This is a genomic window from Nitrosomonas sp. (genome assembly GCF_040240425.1).
Lineage (GTDB): Bacteria > Pseudomonadota > Gammaproteobacteria > Burkholderiales > Nitrosomonadaceae > Nitrosomonas.
The window spans coordinates 38,544-51,098 of record NZ_QPHG01000019.1; the positions used below are offsets into that span (position 1 = coordinate 38,544).

General features: G+C 43.3%; 15 protein-coding genes. 6 read left to right on the forward strand and 9 right to left on the reverse strand.

The genetic code is table 11. The features are described 5' to 3' along the window. Positions 1 to 49: 49 nt before the first annotated feature. From flgE to flgB, 4 genes are read right to left on the reverse strand one after another with little or no spacing between them, the layout of a single operon-like run. Positions 50 to 1,324 carry a flagellar hook protein FlgE gene (gene flgE / locus DU481_RS09000; protein ID WP_350133908.1) on the reverse strand — a complete coding sequence of 425 codons (1,275 nt, stop codon included), beginning with the start codon at positions 1,322 to 1,324 and terminating at the stop codon, positions 50 to 52. Positions 1,325 to 1,336: 12 nt separating this feature from the next. Next, the gene (locus tag DU481_RS09005; protein WP_350133910.1) at positions 1,337 to 2,005 is read right to left on the reverse strand and encodes a flagellar hook assembly protein FlgD; all 669 of its coding nucleotides are present in this window, start codon (positions 2,003 to 2,005) and stop codon (positions 1,337 to 1,339) included. An 11-nt stretch (positions 2,006 to 2,016) separates the two neighbouring features. Beyond that, positions 2,017 to 2,421 carry a flagellar basal body rod protein FlgC gene (gene flgC, locus DU481_RS09010; protein WP_350133912.1) on the reverse strand — a complete coding sequence of 135 codons (405 nt, stop codon included), beginning with the start codon at positions 2,419 to 2,421 and terminating at the stop codon, positions 2,017 to 2,019. Between the two features lie 3 nt (positions 2,422 to 2,424). Then, a complete protein-coding gene (gene flgB, locus DU481_RS09015) occupies positions 2,425 to 2,835 on the reverse strand; it encodes a flagellar basal body rod protein FlgB (RefSeq protein ID WP_350133914.1) in 411 nt (136 codons plus the stop codon). 228 nt (positions 2,836 to 3,063) lie between these two features. Between flgB and flgA the strand changes: the two genes are divergently transcribed. The 5 genes from flgA to pbpG all read left to right on the forward strand — a co-directional run bounded on the left by flgA (position 3,064) and on the right by pbpG (position 6,420). Further along, positions 3,064 to 3,759 carry a flagellar basal body P-ring formation chaperone FlgA gene (gene flgA, locus DU481_RS09020; RefSeq protein ID WP_350133916.1) on the forward strand — a complete coding sequence of 232 codons (696 nt, stop codon included), beginning with the start codon at positions 3,064 to 3,066 and terminating at the stop codon, positions 3,757 to 3,759. A gap of 143 nt (positions 3,760 to 3,902) precedes the next feature. Continuing rightward, complete coding sequence (locus DU481_RS09025; protein ID WP_350133918.1) at positions 3,903 to 4,181, forward strand: acyl carrier protein; 279 nt, start codon at positions 3,903 to 3,905, stop codon at positions 4,179 to 4,181. Between the two features lie 126 nt (positions 4,182 to 4,307). After that, positions 4,308 to 4,676: an Mth938-like domain-containing protein gene (locus DU481_RS09030; RefSeq protein ID WP_350133920.1), complete on the forward strand. Its 369-nt coding sequence runs from the start codon at positions 4,308 to 4,310 to the stop codon at positions 4,674 to 4,676. Between the two features lie 203 nt (positions 4,677 to 4,879). After that, positions 4,880 to 5,107, forward strand: a complete 228-nt coding sequence (locus tag DU481_RS09035) for a hypothetical protein (RefSeq protein ID WP_090316886.1) — start codon at positions 4,880 to 4,882, stop codon at positions 5,105 to 5,107. 485 nt (positions 5,108 to 5,592) lie between these two features. Then, positions 5,593 to 6,420: a D-alanyl-D-alanine endopeptidase gene (pbpG, locus tag DU481_RS09040; RefSeq protein ID WP_350133922.1), complete on the forward strand. Its 828-nt coding sequence runs from the start codon at positions 5,593 to 5,595 to the stop codon at positions 6,418 to 6,420. 12 nt (positions 6,421 to 6,432) lie between these two features. On the opposite strand, the gene DU481_RS09045 is transcribed toward pbpG, so the two are convergent. Further along, entirely contained in the window at positions 6,433 to 7,938 is a 1,506-nt protein-coding gene (locus DU481_RS09045) for a carboxypeptidase M32 (RefSeq protein ID WP_350133924.1), read from the reverse strand. Between the two features lie 120 nt (positions 7,939 to 8,058). Here DU481_RS09045 and DU481_RS09050 point away from each other — a divergent pair, with 120 nt between their 5' ends. Continuing rightward, the gene (locus DU481_RS09050) at positions 8,059 to 8,496 is read left to right on the forward strand and encodes a CopD family protein (RefSeq protein WP_292669571.1); all 438 of its coding nucleotides are present in this window, start codon (positions 8,059 to 8,061) and stop codon (positions 8,494 to 8,496) included. Positions 8,497 to 8,734: 238 nt separating this feature from the next. Here the strand turns inward: DU481_RS09050 and DU481_RS09055 are convergent, their stop codons facing one another. The 4 genes from DU481_RS09055 to DU481_RS09070 all read right to left on the reverse strand — a co-directional run bounded on the left by DU481_RS09055 (position 8,735) and on the right by DU481_RS09070 (position 12,417). Then, positions 8,735 to 9,463 (reverse strand): PEP-CTERM sorting domain-containing protein, encoded by a 729-nt coding sequence (locus DU481_RS09055; protein WP_350133926.1) that lies wholly within the window; start codon positions 9,461 to 9,463, stop codon positions 8,735 to 8,737. 316 nt (positions 9,464 to 9,779) lie between these two features. Next, positions 9,780 to 10,397 (reverse strand): PEP-CTERM sorting domain-containing protein, encoded by a 618-nt coding sequence (locus tag DU481_RS09060; protein WP_350133928.1) that lies wholly within the window; start codon positions 10,395 to 10,397, stop codon positions 9,780 to 9,782. Positions 10,398 to 10,710: 313 nt separating this feature from the next. After that, entirely contained in the window at positions 10,711 to 11,646 is a 936-nt protein-coding gene (locus DU481_RS09065; protein ID WP_350133930.1) for a response regulator transcription factor, read from the reverse strand. Positions 11,647 to 11,796: 150 nt separating this feature from the next. Beyond that, positions 11,797 to 12,417 (reverse strand): PEP-CTERM sorting domain-containing protein, encoded by a 621-nt coding sequence (locus DU481_RS09070; RefSeq protein WP_350133932.1) that lies wholly within the window; start codon positions 12,415 to 12,417, stop codon positions 11,797 to 11,799. Positions 12,418 to 12,555 lie beyond the last annotated feature (138 nt).

Here is a 12,555-nt window from a genome sequence, read left to right on the forward strand (position 1 = left end):
TCTTATTCCACAAATAATACGTAACCATATAATTTATCAATCAATAACCCTAAATTCTAGCGATTGTTTGTATAATTTCATCCTGAGCTTCGATTTGCTTTGCGTTAGCTTGATACATACGTTGTGCTTGAATTAACTTCACCAACTCTGCCGTCAAATCCACATTTGAATTTTCAACTGCATTAGATTGAAGCACACCCAAACTTCCAGTTTTAGGAGTTCCAACCAATGGTTCTCCTGAAGCTAGTGTCTCTACCCAGCGTCCATCACCGGTCGGCGTCAAGCCTTGTGGATTAACAAAGTTAGCCAGTACAATTTGGCCGAGTGTTTTTGTTTGGCTATTACTATAATTTCCGAGGATTATGCCATCTGGACTTATTGTGAAGCCTGCCATTCGACCAGAGGTATAACCATCTTGAGTAATGTCAGTAATCCCAGAAGCGGCACCATACTGGGTTGCTGTTGTCATATCAAGTCTGACTGTCTGAGGTGTGACTGCTCCAAGCGCTGGATTGATCGCACTAAAATCAATTTGCAGATCTAATGGAGCGGCAGTAGCGGTAGCAATAGTTAGTAATTTTCCATTCCCATCAAACACGATCGGTTGTGAAGGGCTTCCGCCTAAGGTAACACCAACAGGCATTCCGGAAGAATCCACCTTGCCATCCACTGTCGCATAGGTTGTCCAGTTATTCGCAGTCGCGGATTTCTGAAAGAAAACTGATAAAACATGCGAATTTCCAAGACTATCAACTACCGATCCCGATGTTGTCCAAGTATAGGTACTTGGATCTGTTGCATTAAAAGCTTTTGAAATTCCTGGCTTTCCCGCGTCTAGATTAAATCCCATATCAAATTTTGTGGTTTCCTTTGGGGAAACATCCGAAGTACTAAACTTCAAATTTGCCGGCACACCACTAGTTCTGATAACTCCATCCTCATCGGCTACAAAACCTGTCAGATTAGCACCTGATGCATCTACAATGAAACCAGATTTATCTACGTGAAACTGGCCATTTCTGCTATAGCTTATCGCACCATTATCGCTTAGGCGGTAGAAGCCTTGACCAGTAATAGCTATATCTAAAGGATTATTAGTCGACGTAATGCCTCCTTGATCAAATTGCTGCGCAATAGAAGAAATTTTTGCCCCAATCCCAATCTGGCTATTAGCAGATCCTTCCAGCGAATTCGCAAAAACATCGGAAAATTGGGCGATGGATTGTTTGAATCCGACAGTATTTGCATTGGCAACATTATTTCCAACTACATCAAGATTAGATGTGGCAATATTCAGTCCACTTAGGCCGTGTTGAAAAGTCATAATAATCTCCTATCAAAACACCTGTTTAATGTCAGACAAACCAACTAATCCCAATTTATCCCCCATATCCAGGTGCGTACCACCCTCCCCAGGCATTACACTATTTACCTTACCAAATGAGAGGGTATCGACTTTAATGTCATTACCGCCTTGTTTCGCACTTACCGCAAAGGTATAGTCTCCGTCCACCGCCTGAGTTCCACTATCAGTCTTACCATCCCAAGCGATCGTGCTGAGTCCTGTCGGTTGCGCGCCAAGCTCCATTGTGCGAATGGCAATTCCAGCACTATCCAGTATGGTGACTTTTAGCTGATCGACGGGCTGCGCCAATTCCATGCCGGCTATAGCACCATCCCCACTCAACTTGATCGATGTCCCAGGTACGAATGCTTGATGTCCGATTAGTCCCAGCGCTTCGACAGAACGATTATCTTCAGCGCTGGTAACCAATTGCTGTAGTGTCGAATTCAGCTTATCAATACCCGATACCGTACTGATTTGCGCCAGTTGACTGGTAACTTCGGCGTTATCCAAAGGTTTTAACGGATCTTGATTTTTCATTTGCGTAACTAAAAGCTTCAAAAACCGATCTTGGGAATTTTCAGTATCTTTCTTACTTTTAATACCCGTAGTTGCACCCGTTGCGGCTGTTTGTGAACTTGTTTGCTGAACTGCATCCATTACATGCTCCTTTATTGACCAATAGTCAGGGTTTTTTGTAACAAGGATTTGGTGGTATTCATCATATCGACGCTATTCTGATATGAACGCGACGCCGACATCATATTCACCATTTCATCGACAACATTGACATTCGGCATCGTCACGTAACCGTTTTTATCCGCAAGCGGATGCTTCGGTTCAAACAACTGCCTCATGGGCGATGGATCGTGAACGATACCGGCAACTTTAACGCCACTCGCACCATTCACATCCGCTTGCAAAGTACTGAAAACCACTTGTCTGCCACGATAGGGCTCACCGGTCGAACTGGTTACACTGTCGGCATTGGAAAGATTACTGGCAACCACATTCAAACGCTGGGATTGTGCGGACATGGCTGAACTTGCGATACCAAATACATTAAATAGTGACATTTTCTATCTCTCCATCATTGCCGATGTTAAGTTTCTAAATTCGTTGTTAATAAATGTAATACTGGCATCATATTTAATGGCATTATCTGCAAATCGAGTCCGCTCCATATCCATATCCACCGTGTTTCCATCCGCGCTGGGTTGCAAAGGAACCCGGTACAAAACGCTATCGCCGAATATTCCAGATCCAGCAGAATTAATATGCATTGATGATGTCGTATTCATATTTACCTTTTTCAGACTAGGCGTCGATGACAGTCTTTCCTGAAGCATGCTGGCAAAATCGATATCCTTCGCCTTAAAATTTGGCGTATCGGCATTAGCCACATTGCTGGAAAGTAACTCTTGCCTTCCGACTCTCAAACTGAGGGCGTTGTGGTGATAATTTAATTCTTTATCAAGTTTGTTAATCATCGTCTCTACCACCTGATTGAAATTTTTTTCTATTCATCAATTAGCATTTAGCATGCCAGCAATAATATATGCACAAGTTAATCAACCAATCCGCAAATAAGACATGAAAGCGGTGCTATCTTTGCACTTGGATTTTTTCATGCTCATTTAATATAGCGTCGGGTAGCGGCAATAATTGCCGGATACGGCAAAAATGAATAGTGAGATCAATCTATGATACGTTGCTTAATGACGATACTCTGTTTACCAGTGCTTGTTTCTTCTGCGCTGGCCTCACAGCACAACGCTACAGTGGCACATCAAGATATTCCTCTGATCAAAAATGCCATTGAGAATTTTCTTTACAACAATACAGCCTTACTGCCAGGATTGGTGCAGATCAATGTCGGCCAAATTGACAAGCATTTAACCCTGCCCAAGTGCCCTCAGTTAGAACCTTTTGTTCCGGCAGGCGGACGTTTATGGGGAAAAACCTCTATAGGCGTTCGTTGTAACAGTGAATTTGCAGCTTGGACTATTTATGTGCAGACTGAGATCAATGTCATGGCGGATGTTTTACATATCGCACGCCCCGTATCAACCGGACAAACATTGAGTTATGAAGATATCGCACCGCAGAATGTCAATCTGACGCAGATGCCGGATGGCATACTCACAGATGCGGCTCAAATTGTCGGTAAAGTGGCTGCCACCAACTTGCCCGCCGGTCAACCGATACGTCCGCAAATGCTGCGGGCACCCTACGTGATTATGCGCGGCCAGACAGTGAATTTAGTGGCCCAAGGGCGTGGATTCAGTATTCGATCGGAAGGTCAGGCGTTGGCCAACGCAGCGGAAGGACAAGTCATTCAGGTTCGTAATAAATCAGGCCGGATCCTCAGTGGACTTGCACGTGCAAATTCAATTGTGGAAATTCAGCCGTAACATACTGAGCGTATTCATCTTTTACGCCAGAAGTCATTGGGAATTTTCTGCAAGCACTGCGTAATCCCGCAATCATAATCTTCAATCAGCTTTATAATAAGCGCTAGATTTCTTTAATACTGATAATAATCAAGCGCCTCATTGTGACAAACACAAGCCATACTACTGAAATAAAAAAGATTCTGGCTGATATCTTGGAACTGGGTAACCGGATCGATGCAATAGAACCTGACACAATATTACTCGGCAATATTCCTGAACTCGACTCCGTCGCAGTTGTAACGATCATTCTGGCTTTGGAAAAAAATTTTTCCATCGCAATAACAGATGATGAGATCAGTGCGAAAACATTTGCGACACTCGGTACCTTAGTTGATTTTGTAGAACAGAAAATAGCAAACCGTGATAAACAATGCGTGTAAAACACGCGCAAGTATAAAAGGCCAATCACCACCGAACAGGTGAAACTTTTGTGGCACCGATTGTTTTTTGATCGGAATCATGCATAATCGCTCAGGATAGAATCGCAAACACGAGGAAATAAATCAGTGAAGCTTCATCTCGCAAATTTCGCACAGCAATATATTTTCACGGGTTATGGTGAAGGATATGTATTGATTAATCAAACGCGCTACGAAAAAAACTTGATTGTGCTACCTGATCATTTGATTGAGGATTGGCCTGTACTATCCGTTCAAGAGCTCCAGGTTCAGCATTTTGAAGGCTTGTTGCCGCACTCACCCGAAATCATTCTCCTCGGTACCGGCGCTCAGCATAAATTCCCCAGTCACACAATGCTCAGTCAACTGACAAAATTAGGAATCGGAATTGAGATAATGGATACAAAAGCTTGTTGCCGCACTTATAATATCCTGGTTGAGGAAGGGCGTCGTGTCGCTGCGGCTCTTTTGATTTAGCGTTTCAATAAAGAAACAGATCTCTTTCTGTGCCGCTGAATTTCAGCTTGATCAGCTACAGTTAAAATATAAAAATTCGCTTCTTCAATACACAAGATTTTAAAAAGAAATGGCCTGACAGTTATGATTGTGATAAATTCATGGTTGGTAAGTCAGGTATATTAAAATTGGCTTCCTTCATAACATTAATATAGGAGTGGAAAATGAACAAATTTCTTATCGCTGCAGTTGGTTTGGTTTTTTTGATGGGTTCTTCTGTCACCATGGCAAGTGGAAACAAGGAATCTAAAATGCCACCAATGGCTGCTCAAGATATTCTGAACAAATTGTCTTGCGAAGGTAAAAAAGACGGCGAAAAGATTAGAGATCGTACCGACGGTGAAATGATTACCTGTCCTGCTAAAATCAAACAACCAAATTTTGGCAAGTAATAATAAGTCAGTTTTATAGTAACTGGCGAATAGGTCAAGTTAGATAAACAGGCTGATTTTTGCTACATTCGATATAGAAGCAGATTGAATTGAGAGAAATATTCAGCAAATATCGACTTGGCCTATCTTTTTTGCTCAGAAACAAAATGCCTTTCAGCTTTACGCGCAAATCTCAGCAACACGCACTTACCCGTGGATTGTCTGTAATATCACACACTTTGGTTCTCAATTGCTAATGAAATTAAGTTATTTAATATCATTACATTATACAGCACTCTGCAATTTAACTACCAACAAGATCTCTTAACTTTTTGCAAATAAAGAATTTATTTGCAATTTTTTATAAAAATATAGATCAAGATATAGTAAAATTAGGCGCAAAGCATACAAAACAAAAAACTTTAAATTTGCACTATCCTCGTTCATAAAAATATTTCGATGAATTCATAAGAACCTGTAATTTTTGTCAATCGGAGAGAAAAAGAATGAAATGGGGAATTTTTTTAATTTGTGTTCTGTCTTTTTTAACCAGCAATGCTTCAGCACAAAAAAACAATCCGGATATCAAATCTCAAGCTGCACTCGTATTTAATGCGAAAAATGATCGTGTTATTTATGACAAAAATGCTGACAAAGTAATGCCCATTGCTTCCATTACCAAGCTAATGACTGCCATGGTTACCCTTGATGCGCGTCTGTCACCGCATGAAAAAATCACGATCACGAATGCCGATGTCGATAAGTTAAAACACTCATCGTCACGTTTGCCCGTTGGCAGCACTTATCCACGGCAAGAGCTATTACGATTGGCATTGATGTCATCCGAAAATCGCGCTGCAGCGGCGCTTGGCCGCACTTATCCGGGCGGTGCCAAAGCATTTGTGAGTGCCATGAATGCCAAGGCCAAGAAATTGGGCATGAGCAACTCCCGATTTGTCGATTCTACCGGCTTGAATAGCGGCAATGTTGCAACCGCACGCGATCTGGCCAAAATGGTTGCAGCTTCAAATAACTATGCCGCTATTCGTGAATTCTCCACCACATCGCAACATTCCGTATCACCTGGAAACAAACGCGGTCAATTGCAGTATGTCAACTCCAACAGTCTGGTGCGCAATCAAGGCTGGGACATCAATGTTTCTAAAACTGGTTATCTGAGCGAAGCCGGACGTTGTTTGGTGATGCAAGCGAAAATTTCCGGGCAACCGATGGTGATTGTGTTGCTCAATTCCTGGGGTAAAAACACCCGTATCGGCGACGCCAATCGCGTCAAAAAATGGATCGAGAGCAATCAAGGTCGTCGGCAAGCATAAGCCGGTGAGCGCTCAGGCTAATCGATAAATTTCACTGTACTTGTTTTTTAGATACTCGACGAAATAATCCGGATTCAGCGGTTCACCAGTAACACGCTCAACTAACTGTTGCGGTGTGTATAGTTTACCCTGGCGATGGATTTTTTCGTTTAACCAATTTTTAATGGGTGCAAAATTTCCTGTGGCGATGTTTTGTCCGGTACCGGGTTGCTCGCGCAGCAACGTGTTATAAAACTGGCACGCATACATCGCACCCAGCGTGTACGAAGGAAAGTATCCAAACGCCCCGCCGCTCCAATGTGAATCCTGCAACACTCCCAGCGTATCAGTCGGCGGTTTAATTCCCAAGTATTTTTGCATTAACTCATTCCAGATTTCCGGCAAATCATCGACGTTCATCGCCCCGTCAAACAACCCTTTTTCAATTTCATAACGCAAAATAACATGTAGGGGATACGTCACTTCATCCGCTTCCACTCGGATAAAATCCGGCTTGCACGTATTGATCGCGCGATAAAAAGAATCCACAGTCGCGGATTGCAGATTTTCCGGAAACGCCGTGCGGATCGTTTCAAAATAATGCGCGCAAAATGATTTGCTCTGTGCGATCATGCGCTCCCAGAACAGCGACTGGGATTCATGGATTCCCATCGTCAATGATTCCGTAACTGGTAGATCACCCAGCTCATGCGGGCGCCCCTGCTCATATAGCGCATGGCCGGTCTCATGGATCACCGAATACAAGGATTCGATAAAATTACTGTCTTTATAGCGCGTGGTAATGCGCACATCGGTCGGATGACTGCCGCCGCAAAACGGATGCACCGACACATCAATACGTCCCTGCTCAATATTAAAACCCATGTCCTGGCTGATTTTTCGCGCCAATATTTCCTGCTTGTCCAGCGCAAACCTGCCCTGCAAGAACGACGTATCCGGCTGAACAGGGTGGCTTTGAATGGCAGCAATCAGCGGTATCAATTCCTGCTTCAGACGCTCAAAGATCGGCGTGATCACTTTCATCGTCGTACCGCGTTCAAACAGATCGATATTCGCATTGTAAGGCTCTAAATCCGGCGACACACACTGCGCCCACTCGATCTTCAACTGCAAAAAACGCTTCAGCACCGGAGCAAAATCGGCAAATTTATTCTCCTGGCGCGCTGTTACCCATGCGCCATGCCCGCGTGAACCCAGTTCGGCCAGCTCTTGCACTAGCCGTTTCGGCACCTTCGTTTCCAGTTCATAACTGTACAACGCCTCGCGGATATTGCAGCGCTCCATCTCACCCAGAGCAGCAAACTCCTTCTCCTTGAGCTCGTGCAAACACTCGCCCAACGCCGGATCAGTCATACGCTCATGAATCACCCCTGCTAGCGCCACAATCTGCTTGGCCCGCGCATCGCTGGCACCCGTCGGCATCATCACCTCCTGATCCCAGCCCAACGTGCTCATGACGCCGTTCAAGTGCGTAATCTCTTCCAGTTTCTGAACTAAATTCTGATAGTGCTGATTCATCGTAATCTCGCTTCTCATTTCAATTTTAAACAGTATGCAGGTTCCAGCGATTCCAAGGGATGGCGCGAACATCGCAAGCCCAGTATCATACCAACTTTAACACTAATCAATCGTACTGCTATGCTTTGGATAAAATCACTGCACATCATTTTCATGGTCACCTGGTTTGCAGGGCTTTTCTACCTGCCACGCTTATTCGTCTATCATGCCATGTGCGAAGATGCGCCGGGCAAGGAACGCTTCAAGATCATGGAGCGCAAACTGTATTACGGCATCATGACTCCCGGTGCAGTGCTGACCGTGGTGTTCGGTGTGTGGCTGTGGGTGGGTTATGGCTTTTCCGGCGATTGGCTGTATGCCAAAGTAGCGCTGGTTTTGATATTGATTTACTACCACTATTACTGCGGAAAATACGTCAAAGCGTTTAAAAACGACGCAAACCAGCATGGCCACGTGTTTTACCGCTGGTTTAACGAATTTCCGGTTCTGGTTCTGTTTGCGGTAGTGATATTGGTAGTGGTAAAGCCGGATTTATTAGCGATAATTTCAGAGCTCTAAGATTGCTCATGTCCGCTCGGAACGACAGCGCTGGCATGATTCTCAATTCAAGTGTAGCTGATCTCCTGGCATTGTGAATTTTTCTGCGCCCTGTTCTTCCCTCAGTCTGGAAGCTTCTCTGGCTTACGGAAGCTCAAAATAAAAAAAGAGAGATTCAACTCAAAACGCTTGAATCTCTCTTAAGTGTTTCTTCTTTAGCTTACGCTAGAAAGAAACAGATTCTTTATCTTTATTTTAATTATCCCTTCTTATTGCGTAATGAGAAGCCTACCAAACCCAATCCGATCAACAGCATCGCATAAGTCTCCGGCTCTGGAACTGCCGATACCGTCATTGAGCTGATATAAAATTGATCTGCTTTGCTACCGCCACCGAATCTGAAGTAAAAGTCATGTCCGGTGTGACTCAAAGCAAATTGGCCTACATCTTTTGGTAGTAATCCTGTAGTCCAAGTTGAATTGTCGAAACTGTATTGGAAAGTCGCATTAGCGATCCAGCCCGTCGTATTATGCCCTTCCGCACGAAAACCGACTGAAGACAATGAAACATTCTGGTCGAAATGCAGCCAGATTGCTTCTTTTTCAGTGATGTTATCGTCACTGGTATCATCTTTCTTGTGATAAACACCCAAACCAGCGCCGATTGCATCTTTTCCAGAAAGTTTTCCGTTGTAGCCATTGTCATGATCTTGAACAACAGCTGCTTTGGAACCAAAGTCGCCACCTTTGTACGAGCCTTGGGCATGTACAGTAAGCCCGCCATTGGTGAAACTTAGATCACCGCTGAGTGACGATGCAATGTTTGAACTACATAGATCGCCGCCACTGCAAGAAATACCATCGGTTGGCAGAAAACCAGTATTAATACCGCCGCTATACTTAAGATTGGCAAAGTCAAAAACTACAGGCGCCGCTACTACTGGGCCGCTTAGCAAGGTGAATAGTGATACAACAGATAAAACACGCATTTTAAATGCTCCTATAAGAATATTTAATTTTGATTTTTATTATTTTAGATAGAAATAAATTCCATCATTGGTAGTAACAATAACTTCAAGAGTAATCTAATACAATAGATCGATGCTCCTGATTTATTAGGACTTTTGTCCTAGCAGAAACTCACACTTGTAATTACTGCAATAAGTATGAAAAAACTTTACTGTAATTAACAGTCATAAAAAAATAAAAGAGATTCAATCAGAATCATTGAATCTCTCGTAAAGTTTCTTTTCTAGTTCGTGCTAAAAAAGAAAATAGTTATTTTTATGTTTATTAGATTATCAATCACAAACTTCTTTGGTGACGCAGTGTAAATCCAATTAATCCCAATCCAATCAGCAACATAGCATAAGTTTCCGGCTCTGGAATCGCACTCACACCGATAACAAAGTCATCCCAATCACCTAAGTGCTTAGTTCCAGCGCTATCATTGTATCCAAGCACATAAGCGTAAGTGGTGGATCCGACCAGCATGTTGGTTCCAATTAATCCAATCGACGTATCTTTATCCCAAACACCGCCGTTGATAGCAAACCTGCCAGAGTCACCTTCAAATTTAAAGCTGAGCGGCCCGACCGCGCTCACAACCGAACTGACTGATGTACCGACCGGGTCAGATTCAAGCAAACTAGTTCCACCTAACGTGTCATAAAATTTATCGATAAACCCAGACTCCTGACCAAGGTAAGTATAGGTGACTGTTTGTGATCCTGGGCCGGTAAAATCGAGATGTCCGAGGCTCACTGTCGAACCAGCGGGTAGTGTAGCGAATCCAACGATATTAAAATCTTCAGTGCGCGTTGCTGAATCGGTAGCTACAAACGATAAAGCCGCATGCGCAGTTCCTCCGCCAATCAATAGCATTGACGCAATGATTGTTTGTTGCATAGATTTTTTATTCATTTTTTTATGACTTCCTTTTATAAAAATATACAGTACTCGCATAATCCGCTGTCTTGCAGCGCAATAAATAAATATAGACAGAAATTAAGACTATCTCCTATTTTTTACGGCATATGCTAAAAGTATTTCTTCTAAAGTTTAAGAAGAATCCCTTCTACCTACCTGTCTATATTCCTACACTAGGATTAAAATTAATATTCCCTAAATGGGTACCATGCCAAGCAGAAAAATTACTGTAGATCAAATAGTCAGTTGCCAAACCCAAGTAGACAAACACATTCCTTCAATAACATTATGTGTAACAAGCACTCCGTTAATTGGAATCGTTTGTTTTGAAAAAATAACCGGATACTAATTGACTGCGATTACGAACACCGGTTTTGATAAAAACCGATTTTAAATGTTTCTTCACCGTTTCCGGGCTTACAGTAAGCTGTTGCGCAATCTGCTTGTTGGTCAACCCTTTTGTTACCAATTTTATGATCCCTTGTTCACTTTTAGTCAGCACAATATCTCTTGGCGGAATAACACATGAAGTATTGTGCCATCCAGACAACACATCAAATATCCGCCGCACCACGTGATGAGGAAACCACAGTTCTTCCCGGTGAACGATGACCTGTATCGCTTTCTCGAATATTTTATGATCGGTACCAACCGGTAAAAACCCGGATATACGAAACTCGATAATCTCATCGATAAAATCCGGCGGATTTTGCTCGTAAAGCAGGATTATCTTAACGGATGCCATCTTTTTTCTGATCATCCGCAACTGCTCGACCACTTTGTCAGCTGCTAGCCGCATATCGATCAGGATGGCATCCGGACATATTTCGCCTAATTTGGCACTGGCGGCCTCAGCTTCTTTGATGCTGTACTGATTGATACAAATATAAGGTAAATTATCCGAGTAACTGTTCAGATGACTATTTAAATCTGCTTGCTCGGTAATGGTCCATATACGAAGCAATTCAGCGCGATAACCTGCTGCCGTAGAAAAAAGCGGTGTTAGCCCCGCACTCACTAATTCTGCGCGCATAGTGAGCGGCTGCTTATGCAGCATGGATAAATCGCGCCGATCATTCCGGCGCCGGTCATAGCGTGCTTGTCCGCATAAAATCGAGATATTGCGCCGGTCAAATTGCTGCCGCCGCCGATCCAGCAAACGTCGATTCAAAGCAGCGGAATCAGAATATTCCTGCCGTTTCTTATCAGCTTTCAAGCATTGAATATCGATAAATGATTTCAATTTCGTATGATTCCGGTATCGTTCATCGTATTAAATACGGCGTTACTTCTTATTACCGTTCTTTTCTATATGAGTTTTCATTAATTAAACTCGTTCACCCTAGCGCCGTTTTACCGCTGAAAATATCAAAAAACAAGCGGCATCGATACGTTATCTTTGTCTCTGCTTACTTAATGAGAATCCCACCAAACCCAGTCCGACCAGCAACATTGCATAGGTTTCCGGCTCAGGAACAGCGCTTACACCGACCACGAAGTCGTCCCAATCTCCCAGATGCTTAGTGCCTGCGCTGTCATTGTAGCCAAGCACATAAGCATAGGTTGTAGATCCGACCAGCATGTTTGTGCCAATCAATCCGATCGATGTGCCTTTGTCCCAGTGTCCGCCGTTAATGGCAAATCTACCAACATCGCCTTCAAATTTGAAGCTCAACGGCCCAGTCGTACTCACAACCGAGCTGATTGAAGTTCCAATCGCATTGGATTCGAGCAGCTTGGCTCCGCTTAATGTGTTATAAAATTTGTCAATAAAACCGGATTCCTGGCCCAGATAGGTATAAGTAACTGTTTGCGCCCCAGGCCCGGTGTAATCGAGATGCCCAAGGCTAACTGCCGAGCCTGTCGGTAATGTAGCGAATCCTGCGATGTTAAATGCTTCGGTTCGAGTGGCTGTATCGGTTACCACAAACGAAAGCCCGGCGTGCGCAGCCCCTCCAGTCATCAACATCATCGCCGCAATCATGGTATTTTGTAGATAAAATGGTTTACTCATTTCTTACTCCCGCAAATATTAATAAAGCAAAAATTAAATGGATATCGCTTGAATTTCACTACCCTAATTTGTTCAGTGGACTCAGTGCATGAATTCATGACGAATGGCATGTTAATCTGCAGGATAACTTAAATCTAT